The organism is Hydrogenophaga sp. NH-16 (assembly GCF_004006415.1).
GTDB lineage: Bacteria > Pseudomonadota > Gammaproteobacteria > Burkholderiales > Burkholderiaceae_C > Hydrogenophaga > Hydrogenophaga pseudoflava.
In genome coordinates, this window is sequence record NZ_CP029344.1 from 3,532,946 (window position 1) to 3,552,587 (window position 19,642).

Consider the following 19,642-nt stretch of genomic DNA (forward strand, 5'->3'; position numbering starts at 1 on the left):
CACCTCTCCATGGAGCCTGCCATGCCGACCGCCCCGCTGTCCTCGCGCCGATCGCTGCTCAAGGGCGGCGCCGGCCTGATCGCCGCCACCGCCGCACCCGCCTGGCTCACGCCCGCCCGGGCCCAGGGCAAGACCCTGCGCCCGACCCCAGGCCAGACCGAAGGCCCCTACTACCCGGTGGCCTTTCCCCCCGACACCGACTTCGACCTGCTGCGCACTGGCGCCGCAGCCTACGGCAAGGGCCAGCCCGCCTGGGTGAGCGGCACGGTGACCGACACCCGCGGCGTGCCGCTGGCCGGCGGTGTGATCGAGATCTGGCAGTGCGACCAGGACGGCCACTACCACCACCCCGGCGACGGCGGACGCGCCGATCCGACCTTCCAGGGCTTCGGCAAGGTCACCCTCGGGAAAGATGGCGGCTACCGCTTCCGCACCCTCAAACCCGCGCCCTACAGCGGCCGCACGCCGCACATCCACGTCAAGGTCAAGCTCGACGGGCAGGAACTGCTGACCACGCAGTTCTATGTGCAGGGCGACCCGGGCAACGCGCGCGACTTTCTCTGGCGGCGGCTGGGCGAGGAGGGACAGGCGGCCCTGACGCGGCCCTTTGTGAACGGCCCGGACGGCATGAAGGCGGAGTACGCCGTCGTCGTCCAGGCATGACCCCACAACACCATATTTAAATCGCCGGCCCCTAAGCTCGGCGCATGGATTCCCTCTCACAAATCGCCCTCGGCTCCGCCGTCGCCATCGGCGTCATGGGCCGCCGCACCGCGGTCTGGAAGGCCGCCACCTGGGGCGCCATCGCCGGCACCCTGCCCGACCTGGACGTGGTCATCGACCACGGCGACGCCCTGCTCAACATGGTGCTGCACCGCGCCGAGAGCCACGCGCTGTTCTGGTTGACGCTGTTCGCGCCGCTGCTGGCGTGGATCGTGTCGCGCGTCCATCGCGAGGGGCCCTTGTTCAGGCATTGGTGGTTGGCGCTTTGGCTCGTCTTGATCACCCATCCTCTGCTGGACGCAATGACCGTTTACGGCACCCAGCTGCTGCTGCCGTTCACCAACCACCCCTTCGGTGTGGGCAGCATGTTCATCATCGACCCGGCCTACACCCTGCCGCTGGTCGTGGGCGTGGTCGCGGCCCTGCGCATGAAGGACGCGGCGCGCGGTCTGCGCTGGAACGCGGTCGGGCTGGTGCTGTCCACCGCCTACCTCGCGTGGAGCGTCCTCGCACAGGAACGCGTGGAACAACAGGCGCGGACTTCGCTGCGTGAACAGGGCCTATCGGCCGAGCAGGTGCTGGTCACGCCGGCACCCTTCCAGACCCTGCTCTGGCGCGTGGTGGCGTTGCCCGACGATCCGGCCGATCCGCATTTCCACGAGGCCTATGTGTCGCTGTTCGACGGACCGGCGCCGGTGCGTTTTACCGCCCACGACCGGGGAGCCAGGCTGATGGCGACCCACGGCCAGGCGGCTCCGGTTTCGCGACTCGCGAACTTTGCCGGCGGCTTCGTGAAACTCTCGACCACACCAGACGGCCAATTGCGCCTCACCGACCTGCGCATGGGCCAGGAGCCGGACTACGTGTTCAATTTCCACCTCGGGCCGCTGCACGCGGTGGGCTCGGAGCCCACCAAGCAGGTCAGCGAACGCCCGCTCGTGGGCCCGGCGTTGCGCTGGATCGGTCGGCGCATGTGGGGGCTGGATCTGCCCCCGCCCTGGAAGGGTCGCAACCCCTGAGCGGCCTGGCCGACCGCCCCTCAGGCCATCAGCAGGGTGAAGGCGATGATCACCACACCGATGGCCAGGTTGGCGCCAACCCAGGTGCGGATCGAGGCCAGCGCGGAGCCGCCTGCGGGCCAGTCCTGCGCGGCCACGGCCCTGTCCAGGCGCTTGTAGAGCGCGAAGCGGATGTGGGCGAAGATGGCCATCATCAGCACGCCCAACGCTGCCATCAGCGTCCAGTCCAGCGGCATGTTGAACGCCAGCCCGGCCTGCACCGTTTCCTTCGCGGCGCGGCCGATCATCCAGCCACCGGTGACGAACACCACCAGCACCGCCACCACCACGGCACGGAAGAAGCGCTGCAGCGTCGCATGCATCAGCGGGATGCGCTGTGGCGGCGGCAATTGCATCGCGGCCGGGCGCAGGAAAAAGTGGGCGAACACCATGCCGCCGACCCAGACGACGATGGACAGCACGTGCAGCAGTTTGAGGGTGGCGTAGAGCATGCGGCCATCATACGGACATCGGTCCTGCTGGCCCAGTCATCATTGCGGTCGCCCCACCGCCGAGAGGCTGGGCCGCAGCGCCAGCTCCTGCAGCCGGAACTCGCGGCAATGCCCCTGCCCGCGCAGGTCCAGACGCAACACCGCCATCTCGCCGGCCGATCGCCCGTCGACCGTGGTCAGCCCGTCCAGAGCGCTGCGGTCCCCGACGTGCAACCAGCGCACGCTGTGGTCGCGGTGGAAGCGCGGCTCGTTCGCGCCGCGCCAGAACAGCTGGACGGGCAGCGAGGCCGCCCCGTCCGCGCAGACCAGGTGCAGCGAGACGCCGCCAACCCCTGCCGCCGGCCGGGGCAGACGGAAGATCATCGAGGCGGCCCCCGATGTGGCGCGGAAGCCCTCACCGTGGCGCTCCACGCCGCTCATCTCGACCAGCTCCGCCGTGTGGGAGACACCACCGGCCTCGCCGGCATCCGGGCCAGGCGGGTACTGCAGGATGCCGGCAAAGGTGGGAGTGGTGAGCGCGCGCTCGACCACGGTCACCACCACCACCTCGGGGCGGACCTCCTCAATCAGCCGGATCAGCTGGCCGCCGTCCTTGTGCACGTCCCGCCAGTGCAGGCTCACCACCTCGGCAAAGGTCCGGTGCATCAGGTCGTCCATGCCTCTGCCGAACGAGTCGGTGAGCCAGAGCACACGCCGCGCATTGAGGGCCCGGTCGTGCTGGGTCTGGATGGGAAAGGTCAGCGCCACCCGCGAGTCGGCCACACGGGCCGGGTCCAGCTGGTCACCGCTGGCATACCGCCGGTGCACGCGCGCACCGAGCTTTTCGGAGACCGCAAGCACCGGTTCGGTTTCGGTCAGCCAGGTCTCCAGTCGCAAGAAGTCCGCCAGGTCGCCACCGGTTCGGGATCTCAGCCCCAGCAGGCGGCGCTCCTCCGCGGATGGCCACACCACGTCGGGCAGATCGGCCCTGAGCGAGCGCGCCAGCGCGTCAAAGGCATGGGATGCGCCCAGGGTGTTCCAGTGGGTGTCGTGGCGATAGAACAGCGGACTCGGCGCGGTGGCCGCCGCGCGCCGCAGCAGCGCGCGGGAGTCGACAAACAGGTCCGCGTCGGCGTGGGCCAGCAACGTGTCGGCCACGCCGGGCACGGCCGGCGGCGAGGCCCATTGCGGCAGGTGCTCCGGGTACACCGACTCCTTGTCCGCTGCCACCAGGATGCGGAAGGCCTTCACACCCCGGCTCCGCAGGAACGCGTCCCACCGGCGGGCGCCCTCGCCGTAGGACGTGCCCATGCGGATGTCGCTGGGCTGGCCGGCGCGGCGGTGGGTCGACAGCGACACGGCCTGGTCGTCCCCCAGGTACAGCCAGCCATCACGGCCAACCACCACCTGCCGGGGCGCAACGCTGATGCCCACGCGGTGCAGCACCGCGCTGGCCACGCGCAGCAAGGGCTCCGACGAGAACCAGCGCTCGACGCTGCAGCAGGCCGCACCCGGCGGCGGTGTCACCAGCCACCCGTTGAGCAGCGGCAGCACCGCCAGGCCCAGCAACGTGGCCAGCAGCATGCGAAGGGATCGGCGCCGGGGCAGCATCTAGAAGTTGAAGTAGAGGAACACGGAACTGGTGCTTGCGAGGGTGGCGAGCAGGGCCACGATCAGGACCGGGGTGCCCGCCACCTGCTTGGTGCCGGAAACCTCGGTGGTGGCCCAGTGGATCGCATTGGGCCGGGGCACGATGCAGAAGGCCAGCGCGATCAGCAGCAGCGCCGGCAGGTGCGCGACAAGCTGCGCGGGCATGGTGCGCAGCAGCGCATCGCCCAGCCAGCCCGACCAGGCCAGCGCCTCGGTGGGCACATCCGCCAGCGGCACGGCACGCAGAGAGGAGAAGTCCACCATGCCGGCGAGCACGCGCCGGGCGCTGTCCCAGTCCTTGGCGCGGAAGAACACCCAGGCCACATTCACGAAGAGGAAGGTCAGGCTCCAGGCCAGCGCGCGTGGCATGCGCCAGCCAAGACCGCCCCAGAGCCGGTGGACCACCAGGGCCAGGCCATGCAGCAGGCCCCAGATGACGAACATCCACGAGGCGCCGTGCCACAGGCCGCCGAGCGCAAAGGTGATGACGAGGTTGAGGTGGGTCCGCCAGCGCCCGGCGCGGTTGCCGCCCAGCGGGATGTAGAGGTGGTCGCGCAGGAAGTGGCTGAGCGTGATGTGCCAGCGGCGCCAGAAGTCCTGGATGCTGGTGGCGCGGTAGGGCGAGTTGAAGTTGATCGGCAGCCAGATGTTGAACAGCAGGGCCACGCCCATGGCCATGTCGCAATAGCCGCTGAAGTCGAAGTAGAGCTGGAAGGTGTAGGACAGGCTGGCAACCCAGGCGCCGACCAGGTCCAGCGGACCGGTGCCATCGAAACCGGCGTCGGCCCACACCGCGAACACGTCCGCGATGGCCACCTTCTTGAACAGCCCCAGCCCGAACAACAGCAGGCCTTTGACGAGGTTCGACTCGCGCGGCAGCCAGGTCCAGCGCGAATTGAACTGCGGCATGATCTGGCTGTGCTGCACGATCGGGCCTGCGATCAGGTGCGGAAAGAAGGTCACGAACAGGGCGTAGTTCAGCAGGTCGTAGTGCCCGGTTTCACCGCGGTAGCTGTCCACCAGGTAGACGATCTGGGTGAAGGTGAAGAAGCTGATCGCCAGCGGCAGCACCACCGGGTCCATCTGCACCGGCAGGCCCCAGAGCCAGGACAGGTTCTCGGTGATGAAGTGGATGTACTTGTAGTAGGCCAGCGCCAGCAGGTTGGCGGCGATGCCCGCGATCAGCCAGCGGCGCTTGTGCCGCAGGTCACCTCCTGCCGGCCAGCGCGCCAGGCGCCGGCCCAGCAGGAAGTTCAGGCCGATGGACACCAGGATCAGCGGCAGGTGGACCCAGTTCCAGTAGGCGTAGAAGAACAGGCTGGCCAGCACCAGCCAGGCCTTGCCCAGCACCGTGCGGCGCGCGCGGTTGAGCTGGAAATACACCAGCTGCGTCACCGGCAGGAAGACGAAGATGAAGGGCCAGCTGCTGAAAACCACGGAGACAAACTTCCTTCAGGCCCGCGCGGCATGCACGGGCTGTTTCACGGCGAAGGGGGTCAACGCGCCACCTCGGTCAGACGGTCGCCGTCGCGCCGCTGCAGCCGATACGGCGGCAGGCCCTTGAGCATGCGCCGGCCGTAGCTCTGGCGCAAAAGGCGCGCATCGTAGCAAACCACCACCGCCTCGTCGGTCTCGGTGCGCAGGGCGCGGCCGGTCCACTGCAGCAGGCGCGCACCGGTGGCGGGCACCACGAGCTCGCTGAACGGATCGCGGCCCTGGGCCTTGAGCCAGTCGGCGCGCGCCTGACCCACCGGATCGCTGGGCGAGGCGAACGGCAGCTTGGTGATGAACACCCACTCGCACAGCTCGCCCGGCAGGTCCAGCCCTTCGCCGAAGGACTGCAGGCCGAACAGGATCGAGGCGCCACCGTCGGCCACGCGCTCGGCGTGGCGCTTGAGCAGTTGCGTGCGCGAGGACTCGCCCTGCACCAGCACCTTCTCGCGAAGCTCGCTGTGCAGCCCTCGCTCCAGCAGGTCCTGCGCGCGCTTCATCAGCGCCTTGGAGGTGAACAGCACCAGGGCGCCGCGCTTCACGTGGCGCAGGTCGTCCATCAGCAGGTCGAGCATCTCGCGCGAATAGCCCTCGACGTCTTTCGGGTCGTGCTGCGTCTGCACCACCACCAGCCGGCCCTGGCTGGCGTGGTCGAAGGGGCTCTGCACCTCGCGCGTCTTCACATCCTCGTCCCAGGCCAGGCCGCTCTCGTGCAGGAAGTGGTCGAAGCCGCCGCAGGTGACCAGCGAGGCCGAGGTCGCGACCGCCGCCCGCACCTTGCTCCACAGGTGGGCGCGCAGCAGGCCGCCCGGGTTGAGCGGGCAGGCGTGGGCGCTGAGCGTGACCAGGCCGTTCTGGATGCCGGCTTCGAGCCACTTGGCCAGCGGCGCCTGGCCCTCCACCGGGGCCTGCAGCCAGAGCTCGGCCGTGGCCGCCATGTGCTGCAGGCGCGGGGCGAACGTGCCGATGCGGCTGTAGAGCTGGGCACAGCGCGGCGCGTCGCCGGGGTCGTCGCGCGCCAGCACCTTGAGCTGCGCCGCGATCAACTCGAACTCCTTGAGCAGCGCCCCGGCGCGCGTGGCAATCTGGCCCACGGTTTCTTCCCAGTCGGCCGGCAGCAGCCCGCCTTCGAGCCGTTCGGTCGCATTGGGCAGGCTGAATTCGAAGCCGGCGCCGCCGTCGCGGCCGTTGCGCGGGCGCATGCCGCCCTGCTTGCCCGAGAGCGCCAGCCACTCGGGCGACTCGGCCAGCCGCGCCATCGCGCGCCGCGCCAGCTCGGCCTGCGCGGCCTTGAGCTCGCGCGCCAGCGTGGTCACGTCCACGCCCAGCGGGTGGGCGATGGCACCGGCCACGTCGGTCACGGCGCGCGGCAGCTTGTCCAGCCAGCCGCCGCGCATCAGGTCCATGCTTTCGGTGAACTGGCCCTGCGCGACTGCCCCGAGGTGGTGGGCCTCGTCGAACACCAGGTAGCAGTCGGACGGGTCGGGCAGCGCGTGCAGGCCCAGCGTGGAGAGCAACAGGTCGTGGTTGACCACGATCACCTGCGACTGCGCCAGCCTGGCGCGCGAGCGGTAGTAGCTGCAGCCGTTGTAGCTGGGGCAGTGGCGCGCGGTGCAGGTGTGGCGCTCGGCCGCGACCGGGGTCCAGACATCGCCCTCGGGCGGCTCGGCCAGGCGGTCGCGGTCGCCGTCCCAGTCGCCGCTGTCGAGCATCTGGCCCCAGCGCTCGTAGATCCGTCCGCGCTCGGCCCACACGCGCTCCAGCGCGTCGCCTTTGTCAGCGCTGGAAGGCTTGTCGTCGGGCTCGTCGCCGAACAGGTCCGAGGTGGCCGCATCACCGCCGGCCATCTGGTCGAGCTTGAGGCGGCACACGTAGCGCCCGCGCCCCTTGGCGAGCGTGAAGACGAAGGGCTGCGGCAGCACCGCGGCCAGCGCCGGCAGGTCTTTCGCGATCAGCTGCTCCTGCAGCGCCACGGTGGCGGTGGAGATCATCACGCGCTTGCCCTGGGCCAGCGCCAACGGGATCACGGTCGAGGCGTAGGCGGCCGACTTTCCCACGCCCGTGCCGGCCTGCACCACCGCGATGGCGCGCGGGCCGGCAGGCGGCGGGTCGTCGCCCTTCTCGGGTTTGGCGGGCCAGTCGACCAGGCTCAGGGTTTCGGCGATGTGGGCCGCCATCTCGCGCTGGCCGGCGCGCGCGCGGAAACCGTCCAGCCGCGAGACCACGTGGTCGAAAGCGCCCAACGCCAGGGCTTCGCGCGCCAGCGGTCCGGAGGGTCGGTCGGTCGGTTCGTCGGTCAAGGGCATCGGGCCAGGAAAAAAGGACCCCGATTGTCTCCGACCGCCCGGAGACCCCACGCCTGGGGCCTGCCCGCCGCCGTGGCAACATGCCGTCCGGACCAACCACCCAAGGAGCGCAACCGATGTGGACACTGGGCATGTTTGTGGCGGGCCTCGTGGCCCTGATCGCCGGCGCCGAACTGCTGGTGCGCGGTTCGTCGAAACTGGCGCTCTCGTTCGGCATCTCGCCCCTGGTGGTGGGGCTGACCATCGTGGCCTTCGGCACCAGCGCCCCCGAGGTGGCCGTCTCGGTCGGTGCGGTGCTGGACGGCCGGACGGACCTGGCCATCGGCAACGTGGTGGGCAGCAACATCTTCAACGTGCTGTTCATCCTCGGCCTGTCGGCGGTGATCACGCCGCTGGTGGTCAACATCCAGCTGATCCGCCAGGAGGTGCCCATCATGCTGGGCATCTCCCTGCTGCTGCTGGTGCTGGCGCTCGACCGCTCGCTGGGCCTGTGGGACGCCGTGATGCTGTGCACGCTGATGGTGGCCTACACCGTGTTCCTGGTGGTGCAGTCGCGACGGGAAACACAGGCGGCGGTCGACGAATACGCAGCCGAGGTCCAGCCGGCGGCGCCGGGCAGCTGGGACAGCCGGCTGCCGGTGCAGCTGGCGCTGATGGCCGCCGGGCTGGGTCTGCTCGTGGTCGGTTCGCAGTGGCTGGTGGACGCGGCGGTGGTGTTCGCCCAGTCGCTGGGCGTGAGCGATGTGGTGATCGGCCTGACCATCGTGGCCGCCGGCACCTCGATGCCCGAGGTCGCCACCTCGGTGATGGCCGCCGTCAAGGGCGAGCGCGACATCGCGGTGGGCAATGTGGTGGGCAGCAACATCTTCAACATCCTGGGCTGCCTGGGCATTGCCGGCGTGGCCGCCGGCGCGACCGGTCTGGCGGTGCCCGAGTCGGTGATGAACTTCGACATCTGGGTGATGCTGGCGGTGGCACTGGCCTGCGTGCCGGTGTTCATGACCGGGCGCGAGATCGCGCGCTGGGAGGGCGGTGTGTTCCTGCTCTACTACGTGGCCTATGTGGCCTACCTGATCCTGGCCGCGCAGCAGCACGCCGCGCTGGGCGCCTACTCGGCGGTGATGATGGGTTTTGTCGTGCCGCTGACCGTGATCACCCTGGTGGTCGCGCTGCTGGGCCGCAAACCCGCCCCCCCGTCCGGAGGACACTGACCGCATGACCAGCCACCGAACACCGCCCCGCAAGCGCATCGACCTCGCCCTGCAGGGCGGTGGCTCGCACGGGGCCTTCACCTGGGGCGTGCTCGACCGCCTGCTGGAAGAGGAGTGGCTGGAGATCGCCGGCGTCAGCGGCACCAGCGCGGGCGCGATGAACGCCGTCGCGCTGGCGGCCGGCCTGATGGAAGGCGGCCGCGTCGGCGCCCAGGCCGCGCTGCGCCGCTTCTGGATGAAGGTGGCCGACACCGCGCCCTTCGGCCCACTGCACCACGGCCCGCTGGCCACGGTGCTCGGCCCCGACAACCCCTGGCTGCAACCCTGGATCGCGCCCTGGCGGCAGGCGGCCCAGGCGCTGGGCAGCCAGTTCTCACCCTACCAGCTCAACCCGCTGAACCTCAACCCGCTGCGCGACATCCTGCAGCACACGATCGACTTCGACCGGGTGCGCAGCTGCCACCACACCCAGCTGTTCATCGCCGCGACCCGCGTCGCCACCGGCGAGCTGCGCGTGTTCCGGCAGGACGAACTCACCGCCGACATGGTGCTGGCCTCGGCCTGCCTGCCGCTGCTGTTCCAGGCGGTGGAGATCGACGGCGAGGCGTACTGGGACGGCGGCTACGCCGGCAACCCCACCCTGATGCCGCTGATCAGCGAGACCGACGCCGACGACCTGCTGCTGGTGCCGATCAACCCGAGCCGGCGCGACGCCGTGCCGACGCGGGCCAGCGACATCCTCGACCGCGCCGATGAAGTCGTCTTCAACGCCAGCCTGCTCAAGGAGCTGCGCACCATCGCGCTGATCAAGGAGCTGATCGAGGACGCCGGCCGGCCCGACGCCTGCTACCAGCGCCCGCTGTTCCGCCGCATCGACGACCTGCGCCTGCACCGGCTGGACGCCGACGCCGAACTCTCGCGGTTCGGCGCCTCGAGCAAGCTGCAGACCAGCCGCCGCTTCCTGCTGGAGCTGCACCGCGTCGGCCACCAGGCCGCCCACGACTGGCTGCTGGCGCACGCGCAGGACATCGGTCGCCGCTCGACCTGCCCGCTGCCATCGACGCACTCCGGCTGAGGCGGGCGATCGCTTCAGCGCTGGTCCGGCGTGGAGTCCAGGAACTGTCGCACCGGCTCCAGCGGCAGACTGAAGCAGAACATCGCGCCCTGCCCGACCGCTCCTTCGCCGCGCACGCTGCCGCCGTGGCGCTGCAGGATGCGCTGCACGCTGGCCAGCCCCACACCCGTGCCCTCGAACTCTTCCAGCCGGTGCAGCCGCTTGAAGGGCTGGAACAACTGGTCGGCGTAGGCCATGTCGAAGCCCGCGCCGTTGTCCCGCACGCAGAAATTCGCCATGCCCTCGGCCTCGCCCAGACCGAAGAACTCGATGTGCGCCGCCTCGGTGCGGCCGGTGTACTTCCAGGCGTTGCCCAGCAGGTTCTGCATCACCACCGTCATGAGACCCGGGTCGGCCTGTGCCGACAGGCCGTCGGCGATTTCCCAGCGCACCTGGCGCTCGGGATCGGTCTGCCTCAGTTCCCGGGCCACAGACCGCGCCAGCTCGGAAAGGTCGACGTGCTGCGTGCGCAGCTCGGCCCGGCTCTGCTGCGCCATCGACAGCAGGTCGTTGATCAGCAGCCCCATGCGGCGTGCGCTGCTCTGGATGCGCTTGAGCGCGTCCAGCCCGTCGTCGCTGAGCTTGTCCGCGTCGCTCTCCTGCAGCAGGGTCGCAAAGCCATGAATGCTGCGCAGCGGCGTGCGCAAGTCGTGCGAGACCGAATAGGTGAAAGACTCCAGGTCGCGGTTGAGCATGGTCAGCTCGCGCGTGCGCGATTTCACCCGCCGGTCCAGCTCGGTGTTGAGCCGCTCCAGCGCAAGCTGTGCCTCGCGTAACTCGGTGATGTCCTGCAGGGTGCCGCTGTAGCTCGTTCCCTTGGCGACCGGATCGGTCTGCGCGAGCAGGCGCACCCAGCGCACGCTGCCGTCGGCGAGCACGATGCGGTGCACCTCGTCGAGGTCGGTGTGCGAGGCCCGCGACCGGGCAACGGCCGCTTCCAGCTGGCCACGGTCTTGCGGGTGCACGTGCTGCCAGTAGCCCTCGAAGCTCGGCCGGAACGTCGACGGGTCCCGACCGAAAATCCGGCAGATTTCCTGCGACCAGGTCGTCGCCCCGGTGTCCGGGTCGTAGGTCCAGTGCCCGACCCGCGCCAGACGCTGCGCCTCTTCCATCTGCTGGCGGTTCACCCGCGCCTGTTCCTGCTGGCGCTCCAGGTTGTGCAGCAGCCAGCCGATCCAGCCCCCCGCAGCCAGCAGCGCCATCGAGAGCAGCGCCGTCAGCAGCAGCGCCTGCCGGCGCGTGTGCTCCAGCGGTGCCAGCACCGAGGCATGCGACAGGCCGACCACCACCACCACACGGCTGTTGGACAGACGCTGCCAGCCGAACAGGCGCGACACGCCATCGACCACACCATCGACCCGGAAAGTGCCCCGGCTTGCCTCGGGGTCCTGCAGAAAGGGGCGGTCTGGCGGCACCTGCTGGCCCATGGCAGAGGCGTTGTCCAGGCTGCGCGCCAGGAACGCCCCGCCCGGGTGGACCAGACCCACCAGATCGTTGTCCGACAGCGCCAGCCGGCCCAACAGCCGGGCCAGGTGCTCGGATGGCACATTGAAATGCACCGCACCCGCGAACACCCCGTCGCGGAACATGGGCCGCCCCACGATGACCAGCCACTCACCGGTGAGCCTCGAACGCACCGGCTCCCCCACCACCAGCCGGTCGCCGCCCTGGCGCAGCGCCTGGAAATGCGGCCGGTCACCGACAAAGGTGCCCGGTGCCACCCCCAGGTTGTTGTAGACCACCGTACCGCCCGCATCGATCACCGACAGGTGGGACACCAGCCCCCTGGGGAGGGTGGCGAGCACCTGCTGCTCGACCTCGTCGAACGCTTCGCGGGACTTGGGCCACGCCGTCCGCAGGCTCAGCAACCCCAGGTCCAGCACCGCGAGACTGGTGTCCATCTGCCCGGCCATGGCGTCGGCCAGCTGCTGGCTGCGCAGCTGCGCGCGCTCGAGCACCTGATCGCGCAACTGACGCTGCAACTGCAGGCTCAGTCCCCAGAGCAGCAGCACGGCCAGCGCTGTGAACAGCGCCACGGCCGTGACCATGGATCGCAGACGAGAAATCAAGACACCCCCTGTTGCGTCCGCAGAAGACGGAACCCCCTGTGCTCTGGCGGCGGGTGGGCCCCACGGACATGTATCGATTTGTACTCTTTTTTGACCGGTCTGGGTTCACCAGGTTGTCAAGGGCGCCAGCACCGGCGCCTCGGGCAGCGAGAAATAGAACGCGGCACCCTGCCCCACCGCCCCCTCGCCGCGCACCTGCCCGCCGTGGCGGCGGACCACCCGGCTGACGGTGGCCAGGCCCACGCCCGAGCCCTCGAATTCGTGGTGGGCGTGCAGCCGCTTGAAGGGCTGGAACAACTGGGTCGCGTAGGCCATGTCGAAGCCCGCGCCGTTGTCGCGCACGCAGAAGGTCACCAGGCCATCGGCGCTGTGTTCGCGGGTCAGGCTGATGCGTGGCTGCGGCGTCTGCCCGGTGTACTTCCAGGCGTTGCCCAGCAGGTTCTGCAGCACCACCCGCATCAGGCCCGGGTCGGCCATGGCCAGCAGGCCCGGCTGGATGTCCCAGTCCACCTCGCGCCCGGGCTCCGAGCGCTGCAACTCGGCCGCCAGCTGCAGCGCCATCTCGCTCAGGTCCACCGGCGCCAAGTCCATCTTGGCGCGGCCCAGGTGCGCCAGCGACAGCAGGTCGGTGATGAGCTGCCCCATGCGGCGCGACCCGTCCTGGATGCGGCGCAGGTGCCGGCGACCGGCGTCGGAGAGCCGGTCCGACTCCTCCTCTTCCAGCACGCAGGCAAAGCCGTGGATGCTGCGCAACGGCGTGCGCAGGTCGTGCGAGACGCTGTAGGCGAACGCCTCCAGTTCGCGGTTGGCCTGGGCCAGTTCGCTGGTGCGCCGGCTCACGCGCGACTCCAGCTCATCGTTGAGCTGCTGCAGCGCCAGCTGCGCCTCGCGCACCTCGGTGATGTCCAGCACCGTGCCCCTGCTGCGCGCCGGGCGGTCGCCTTCGTATTCGGTCACGCCGCGCTCGCGCACGTACTTGATGCGCCCACCAGGCAGCACCAGCCGGTGCACCACGTTGTAGGTCCGGCGGTCGCGGATCGAGCCGTCGAAGGCCTGTTTCACCATCGTCCGGTCGTCCGGATGCACCCACTCCAGGAAACGTTCAAACGAGGGCCGCACCATGGCCGGATCAACCTCGAAGATGCGGTAGACCTCGTCGGACCAGTGCAGCTGGCCCGTGGCCAGATTGCATTCCCAGCTGCCCAGACCCGCCAGCTGCTGCGCCTCCTTCAGCCCGGCCTCGCTGCGCGCCAGCGCGCGCTGGCTGCGCGCCATGCGCAGCTGGTCGCGCACGATCACGCCGCCAAAACCCAGCAGCAGCAGGGACAAAACCCCGGTCACCAGCAGGTTGCGCCACATCGCGGGCGCCAGCGGCGCCAGCACCGAGTCGTCGGCCAGGCCGACCGACACCACCAGCCCCGAATCGGGCAGCCGGTGCCAGCCGTAGGTGCGCGGCGCGTGGTCCATCACATCGTCGACCCGGTAGGTGCCGTGCATCAGCGCCGGCTGCGCGCGGTAGGGCCGGTCGGCGGGCACCAGTTTGCCCACGGACGCCTCGTTGGCCTCGCTGCGCGCGACGTAGCGGCCGTCGGCGTGCACCAGCGACACCACGTCCTGATCCGACAGTTCCAGCTTGCCCAGCTCGCGGGCGATGTAGGCCGACTCCACCACCAGGTAGACCACGCCGTCGAAGCGCCCCTGGCGCAGCACCGGCCGGTCCACCGCAAACACCCAGCGCCCGGTCAGGCGCGAACGCACCGTCGCCGACACCCGCATCAGGTCGGAGCCCAGGCGCGCCAACTGGAAGCTTTCGCGGTCGCCCACATAGCCCCCGTTGTCCAGCCCCAGGCTGTTGTAGACCAGGTGGCCACTGCCGTCGGCCACCGACACGTGCGAGACCAGGCCCGGCGGCAGGCTGGCCAGCGCGTCCTTGGCCAGCAGGTCGAAACGCTCCCGCGGCTCACGCACCCAGTGTTCGCGCAGCGTGCGAAGCGTGACGTCCATGGTGTTGAGGTGCGCCTGCACCTGCCCGGCCATCGCATCGGCCACCTGCAGGCTGCGCTGGTCGGCCTGCAACAGCACCTGATCGCGCAGCTGATTCTGGGAGCGCAGCGACTGCCACCACAGCACACCGGCCGCCACCACCGTGAACAACGCGACCAGCAGCGCAAAGGAGCGGGAAAGCGCCTTCAAGGCGACACCCTCACGCCACGATCCCGGCACCCCACGGGGCGCGCGGACGCAATGCACCAATCCACAACGACGATCTCTCTTTATATGTACGAACACCAACCCGGCGGCTGGCGAGCGGGGCTGATTCTGGTGCGCGAACCTTACGCGCAGCCGATATCAGCGCCCCCTACCGTTCATTTCGTCACGAAGTGGTGCAAGTTGAGTCCGTCTGTCAGGGCGCGGGCGTGCGGTCCACCATGTCGCGCATGCGCCGTCGCATCGCGCGGTCGCGCCGCTGTTCCTCGTTCCAGTCCTCGCGCACGCCGCGCCACAGCGCCAGCGCCATCAGCAGAATCACCACGGCGAACGGCAGCGCAAACACGATGGTCGCCGTCTGCACCGCCTTCACGCCACCGGCCAGCAGCAGGCTGATGGCGATGCCCGAAACCAGCAGGCCCCAGACAATCTTCACCCGCGCGCCCGGGTTTTCCTGACCGCCGGTGCTCATCATGCCCAGCACCAGCGTGGCCGAGTCTCCCGACGTCACGAAAAACACCAGCACCAGCACCGTGGCCACGCCGCTCATCAGCCCCCCCATCGGCAGGTGGTCGAACATGGCAAACAGACCGGTGGACACGTCGGCGCTCACCGCTTCGGCGATGGGCAGGTCCTGCAGGATTTCCAGGTGCAGCGCCGTGCCGCCAAACACCGAGAACCACACGAACGCCGCCAGCGTGGGTGCCAGCACCGTGCCCAGCACGAACTCGCGGATGGTGCGTCCGCGCGAAACGCGCGCGATGAACAGGCCCACGAAGGGCGACCAGCTCACCCACCAGGCCCAGTAGAACACCGTCCAGCCACCCACCCAGCCGCTGTCGCGGAACGGCGTCATGCGCAGGCTCATGCGCACGAACTCGCTCAGGTAGCTGCCCAGCGTGTTGGTGAAGGTGTCGATGATCGCCACCGTCGGCCCCAGGACGAACACCGCCAGCGCCAGCGCACCCGCCACGATCAGGTTGAAGGTTGAAAGCCACTTGATGCCCCTGCTCACCCCGGTCACGGCCGAGGTCAGGAACAGCACCGTCGTGACCACGATGATGGCCACCTGCGCGGTGCTGTTCACCGGCACCCCCATCACCGCCGCCAGGCCGCTGTTGATCTGCAGTGCCCCCATGCCCAGCGAGGCCGCCACACCGAAGGCCGTGGCGATCACCGCCAACACGTTCACCACCGGGCCGAGTTTCTTCATCGGCGCCCAGGGCAGCGCTTCCACCGCCGTGCTCACCAGCGCAGAGCCGCCGTGGCGGAACTGGAAAAACGCGATCGCCAGCGCCACGATGCTGTACACCGCCCAGGGGTGCAGCCCCCAGTGGAAGAAGCTGTAGCGCATGGCCGCGTTGGCGGCCTCCGGCGTGTGGGGTGCGATGCCCGGCGGCGGTGCGCCATAGTGCGAGATCGGTTCGGCCACGCCCCAGAACACCAGGCCGATGCCCATGCCCGCGGCGAACAGCATGGCGAACCAGGCGCCAATGGAGAACTCCGGCTCGTCGTCCTCGCCGCCGAGCTTGAGATCGCCATAGCGGCTGACCGCGAGGATCAGCGCCATCACCACCAGGCCCAGAACCACCCAGAGGTAGAACCAGCCGAAGTTGCGTGTGATGCCCGCCAGCGCGGTGTCGAACACGCCGCCCAGCGACGCGGGGGCAATGACGCCCCACAGGACAATGGCCAGGATCAGACCGGCCGACACGATGAGTTGCATGAGATTCCTCCTCCGGGAAAACGGCCCACCCTTCGGCTGCAACGCAGTAAGACGGCACGGCACCGCTCAGGTGCGAGCCTGGGTGGTGCGGGTGCCGGCGCAGCCGGGGAATCAAGCCAGAAGACGGCGGCGGTCCGGCCCGATGTGACGGTGTCGCCCGGCCCGCCTGGCCCATGCGGGGCGCTTCGGGGCGGTGGCAGCGGTGCCATTGCAGCACGCTGAGCCGGGGCTGTCAGCAAGGACCGGCACCGCCAGCGCAAGGGGGGCGCCGGCCATGCCGTCATGAACGAGGGCCGTATTGTGCGCGGATGTGCTTCAGCGCGTGAGCCCGTGCTCACATACCTGAGTGGCCGGCACGGAGATGCGGCCCGCTCAGTGGCTGTGCCGGTGGTGCAGGTCCGGTGCGTGCGGGTGGCTGTGGCGCAGCGGGCTGTGGTGGTGCGGGTGGCTGTGTGCGCCCTGGGGCATCACCGGATGGGTGTGGTCGTGGTGGCCGTCGTCGTGGGTGTGGGCGTGTTCGTGGTCCAGCGCCTCGTGCTCGTGGACATGCCTGTGGTCTTCGGCCAGGTGCACCAGCACCCCCGCCACCATCAGTGCCCCGCCGCCCAGCAACAGCAGGCTGGCCGAACGCTCGCCGAGCGCGAACGCGCCCAGCGCGCCGATGAAGGGCGCAAACGCGAACACCGAGCCGGTGCGGGCCGCGCCGAAGTGGCGCTGTGCCAGCAGGTAGAAGCGCAGGCTCAGACCGTAGCCCGTCGCGCCCACGGCCAGCAGCGCCGCAACCGCCGTCCACCCGGGCCGAGGCTCGCCCCAGACCAGCGCGATGCCGGTGGTGACGCTTGCGCCCAGCGCGGCCTTGGCCAGCACCACCTGCCCCGGGTCGCGGTCGGCGACGCCGCGCGAAAGCGTGTTGTCCACGCCCCAGGCCACCGTGGCCACGGCCACCGCCAGCAGGCCGAGCAACTGCACCTGGCCCGTGAGGCCCTGGTCGATCACCAGCAGCGCGCCGCCGGCCAGCAGCAGCGCCACCGCCGACTTCACCCGCCCGTCCAGCACCTCGCCGTACCAGCGCCAGGCCAGCACCGCGGTGAACACGGCTTCGAGCGTGAGCAGCAGCGAGGCGCTGGCGCCGCTGGTGCGCTGCAGCCCCCAGGCCAGCGCCACCGGCCCCAGCACCGCGCCAGCCCCCACCATCGCCAGCAGACGCGGCCAGTCGCTGCGGCGCAGCGGCGCCTCCACCGAAGCGCGCCGTCGCGTGAAGACCGCCACCAGCGCCGCGCCGCCATACAGCAGCGCCGCGGTGGAAAACGGTCCCAGACCTTGGCCGAAACGCTGCACCAGCGGTGTGCTCAGACCGAACAGGGCCGCCGCCAGCAGGGCCAGCAGGCCGCCGCGCAGCACGGGGGAGAGGGTGGCGGGGATCACGCGCCGCAGTGTATCGGCGCCCCACCGAGCCCAGACGGTGCCGCACCCCATTTCTATAATTGCGCGATGTTCCGCCGGTGCCTCGTTGCCCTGTTTGCCCTGCACTTCCTGCTGAGCCTGGGCGGCTTCACGCTGCACCTGCCGCCACCGGACCTCACCGAGTCCGCCCTGACCGCCGACGTCGACGGGCTCGGCTCCAGCGTGCAGCACGGGCTCACCGACGACGCGCCCGACATGCCCGACGGCCCGCTGCGCGCCATCCCCGTGCTCAGGGTGTCCCACCCGCCACTGCCCGCCACGCCCTGGGTGTTCGGCACCCGGGACGACCCGGACCCCAACGGCCCCGACCGCCCTCCCCAGCGCTCCGCGCGCGCCTGACCGCGGGCGCGGCATCCGCCCGCCTGCCCCCTTGTTCTCCCGTCTGCCCGCGCGTTCGCGGGCGTGTCCCATGGAACCCGTTCCTCATGGAAATTGCCTTGCTTTTTGCGCTCATCGTGCTCAATGGCCTGTTCGCCATGTCCGAAATCGCGCTCGTCACCGCCCGCAAGGTGCGTCTGCAAAAACTGATTGACGAAGGCGACGGCGCCGCCGCGGCGGCCCTCAAGCTCGGCGAAGACCCCACGCGTTTTCTCTCCACCATCCAGATCGGCATCACCTCCATCGGCGTGCTCAACGGCATCGTCGGTGAGGCGGCGCTGGCCGGGCCGCTGGCGCACTGGCTGGTCTCGCTGGGCGTGGCCGGGAACGTCGCCCAGCTCGGCGCCACCGGCCTGGTGGTGGTGCTGATCACCTACTTCTCCATCGTGGTCGGCGAGCTGGTGCCCAAGCGCATCGGCCAGTCCAACCCGGAAATGCTGGCCCGCTTCATGGCCCGCCCCATCAACGCCCTGGCCATCGCCACCAAGCCCTTCGTGCTGCTGCTGTCGGTCTCCACCAAGGCGCTGCTGCGCCTGCTGGGCATCAAGGACAACAGCGGCGCGGCGGTGACCGAGGAAGAGATCCACGCCATGCTCGAAGAAGGCACCAGCGCGGGCGTGATCGAGTCGCACGAGCACACCATGGTGCGCAACGTGTTCCGGCTGGACGACCGGCAGATCGGCTCGCTGATGGTGCCGCGCAGCGACGTGGTGGTGCTCGACCTGGACCAGAGCTTCGAGGTCAACATGGCGCGGGTCGAGGCCTCGGACCATGCGCGCTTCCCGGTGGTGCGCGGCGACATGAACCACGTGGCCGGCGTGGTGAACGCGCGCAAGTGGCTCTCGCAGGCGCTGCGCGGCGGTGAGCGCGAGCTGGCGAACCAGCCGCTGCAGGAGGCGCTGTACGTGCCCGAGACCATCACCGGCATGGAGCTGCTGGACAACTTCCGGCAGTCGGGCGGCCAGATGGCCTTCGTCATCGACGAGTACGGCGAGGTGCAGGGCATCGTCACGCTGCAGGACCTGATCGAGGCCATCACCGGCGAGTTCAGCCCGCGCGACCCGGAAACCTCGTGGGCGGTGCAGCGCGAGGACGGCAGCTGGCTGCTGGACGGCCACATCCCGGTGCCCGAGCTGAAGGACCGGCTGGCGCTGGACACCGTGCCCGACGAGGAACGCGGCCGCTACCACACACTCAGCGGCCTGATGATGCTGCTCACCGGCCGCCTGCCCAGGGAAGGCGACCAGGTCGAGTGGGAGCTGTGGCGCTTCGAGATCGTGGACATGGACGGCCGCACCATCGACAAGGTGCTGGCCACGCGCCGCGACCCGGACGCGCCGGAAGGCACCGACGAGGTGGTGGCGCCATGACCCGCGGCATTCACACGGCCTTCCTGCCCGTGGTGGTGGCCCTGCTGCTGGGCGCCTGCGCCGAAGGCTACCCCGACCGGTCCGAGGTCGTGACCCTGCACTACGGCATGGGGCAGGCCGAGGCGATCCAGGCCATGAACCAGGTGGTCAAAGGGAAGCAGCAGAAAAGCCCCGCCCGCTTCGCCATGCTGGAGGGCTGCGTGCTGGAGGTGCACGCCCGCCGCCCGGCGGATGGCCGGGAATCGCGCACGCTGCCGCTCAAGGGCGCGCGGGCGGTCGCCACCAAAGCACCGGACAGCGACAGCTACCGCGTCGCCCTGCACCGCAGCGGCGGCTCCGGCGACCCGGGCCAGACCGTGATGCACGGCGTCCCGTGGACCACCGCCACGCAGATGAAGTGGTTGCTGGAGTACCTGCCCAGCACCTGCTGAGGCCATACTGCC

15 protein-coding genes are annotated in these 19,642 nt (G+C 69.9%); 7 read left to right on the forward strand and 8 right to left on the reverse strand.

The window, feature by feature from the left end:
• Nucleotides 1-21: 21 nt before the first annotated feature.
• The gene (locus tag DD542_RS17025) at nucleotides 22-663 is read left to right on the forward strand and encodes a protocatechuate 3,4-dioxygenase (RefSeq protein WP_079364272.1); all 642 of its coding nucleotides are present in this window, start codon (nucleotides 22-24) and stop codon (nucleotides 661-663) included.
• A 44-nt stretch (nucleotides 664-707) separates the two neighbouring features.
• Nucleotides 708-1,742, forward strand: a complete 1,035-nt coding sequence (locus DD542_RS17030) for a metal-dependent hydrolase (RefSeq protein WP_127806454.1) — start codon at nucleotides 708-710, stop codon at nucleotides 1,740-1,742.
• 20 nt (nucleotides 1,743-1,762) lie between these two features.
• Here the strand turns inward: DD542_RS17030 and DD542_RS17035 are convergent, their stop codons facing one another.
• Genes DD542_RS17035 through dinG form a run of 4 tightly spaced genes read right to left on the reverse strand, consistent with a single transcriptional unit; the run spans nucleotide 1,763 to nucleotide 7,659 of the window.
• Nucleotides 1,763-2,233 carry a CopD family protein gene (locus DD542_RS17035; protein WP_127806455.1) on the reverse strand — a complete coding sequence of 157 codons (471 nt, stop codon included), beginning with the start codon at nucleotides 2,231-2,233 and terminating at the stop codon, nucleotides 1,763-1,765.
• 39 nt (nucleotides 2,234-2,272) lie between these two features.
• Nucleotides 2,273-3,796, reverse strand: coding sequence for a hypothetical protein (locus DD542_RS17040; protein WP_164868420.1), 1,524 nt, complete (start codon nucleotides 3,794-3,796; stop codon nucleotides 2,273-2,275).
• A 27-nt stretch (nucleotides 3,797-3,823) separates the two neighbouring features.
• Nucleotides 3,824-5,299, reverse strand: a complete 1,476-nt coding sequence (locus tag DD542_RS17045; protein ID WP_127806457.1) for an MBOAT family O-acyltransferase — start codon at nucleotides 5,297-5,299, stop codon at nucleotides 3,824-3,826.
• A 59-nt stretch (nucleotides 5,300-5,358) separates the two neighbouring features.
• Nucleotides 5,359-7,659, reverse strand: coding sequence for an ATP-dependent DNA helicase DinG (gene dinG, locus DD542_RS17050; protein ID WP_127806458.1), 2,301 nt, complete (start codon nucleotides 7,657-7,659; stop codon nucleotides 5,359-5,361).
• A gap of 116 nt (nucleotides 7,660-7,775) precedes the next feature.
• Here dinG and DD542_RS17055 point away from each other — a divergent pair, with 116 nt between their 5' ends.
• Both DD542_RS17055 and DD542_RS17060 read left to right on the forward strand, forming a co-directional pair.
• Entirely contained in the window at nucleotides 7,776-8,870 is a 1,095-nt protein-coding gene (locus tag DD542_RS17055; protein ID WP_127806459.1) for a calcium/sodium antiporter, read from the forward strand.
• A gap of 4 nt (nucleotides 8,871-8,874) precedes the next feature.
• Nucleotides 8,875-9,945, forward strand: coding sequence for a patatin-like phospholipase family protein (locus tag DD542_RS17060; protein ID WP_127806460.1), 1,071 nt, complete (start codon nucleotides 8,875-8,877; stop codon nucleotides 9,943-9,945).
• A 14-nt stretch (nucleotides 9,946-9,959) separates the two neighbouring features.
• On the opposite strand, the gene DD542_RS17065 is transcribed toward DD542_RS17060, so the two are convergent.
• The 4 genes from DD542_RS17065 to DD542_RS17080 all read right to left on the reverse strand — a co-directional run bounded on the left by DD542_RS17065 (nucleotide 9,960) and on the right by DD542_RS17080 (nucleotide 17,412).
• Nucleotides 9,960-12,053, reverse strand: coding sequence for an ATP-binding protein (locus DD542_RS17065; RefSeq protein ID WP_127806461.1), 2,094 nt, complete (start codon nucleotides 12,051-12,053; stop codon nucleotides 9,960-9,962).
• A 105-nt stretch (nucleotides 12,054-12,158) separates the two neighbouring features.
• Nucleotides 12,159-14,246, reverse strand: coding sequence for a sensor histidine kinase (locus tag DD542_RS17070; RefSeq protein ID WP_127806462.1), 2,088 nt, complete (start codon nucleotides 14,244-14,246; stop codon nucleotides 12,159-12,161).
• A gap of 211 nt (nucleotides 14,247-14,457) precedes the next feature.
• Nucleotides 14,458-15,987 (reverse strand): BCCT family transporter, encoded by a 1,530-nt coding sequence (locus tag DD542_RS17075; protein WP_127806463.1) that lies wholly within the window; start codon nucleotides 15,985-15,987, stop codon nucleotides 14,458-14,460.
• 372 nt (nucleotides 15,988-16,359) lie between these two features.
• Nucleotides 16,360-17,412, reverse strand: a complete 1,053-nt coding sequence (locus DD542_RS17080; RefSeq protein ID WP_241559581.1) for a DMT family transporter — start codon at nucleotides 17,410-17,412, stop codon at nucleotides 16,360-16,362.
• 66 nt (nucleotides 17,413-17,478) lie between these two features.
• Between DD542_RS17080 and DD542_RS17085 the strand changes: the two genes are divergently transcribed.
• The 3 genes from DD542_RS17085 (at nucleotide 17,479) to DD542_RS17095 (ending at nucleotide 19,630) form a co-directional block, all read left to right on the forward strand.
• Nucleotides 17,479-17,790 (forward strand): hypothetical protein, encoded by a 312-nt coding sequence (locus DD542_RS17085; protein WP_127806465.1) that lies wholly within the window; start codon nucleotides 17,479-17,481, stop codon nucleotides 17,788-17,790.
• An 86-nt stretch (nucleotides 17,791-17,876) separates the two neighbouring features.
• The gene (locus DD542_RS17090) at nucleotides 17,877-19,199 is read left to right on the forward strand and encodes a hemolysin family protein (protein WP_127806466.1); all 1,323 of its coding nucleotides are present in this window, start codon (nucleotides 17,877-17,879) and stop codon (nucleotides 19,197-19,199) included.
• Nucleotides 19,196-19,630, forward strand: coding sequence for a hypothetical protein (locus tag DD542_RS17095; RefSeq protein ID WP_079364257.1), 435 nt, complete (start codon nucleotides 19,196-19,198; stop codon nucleotides 19,628-19,630). Before DD542_RS17090 ends, DD542_RS17095 begins: the two co-directional genes overlap by 4 nt.
• The last annotated feature ends 12 nt before the right edge of the window (nucleotides 19,631-19,642 follow it).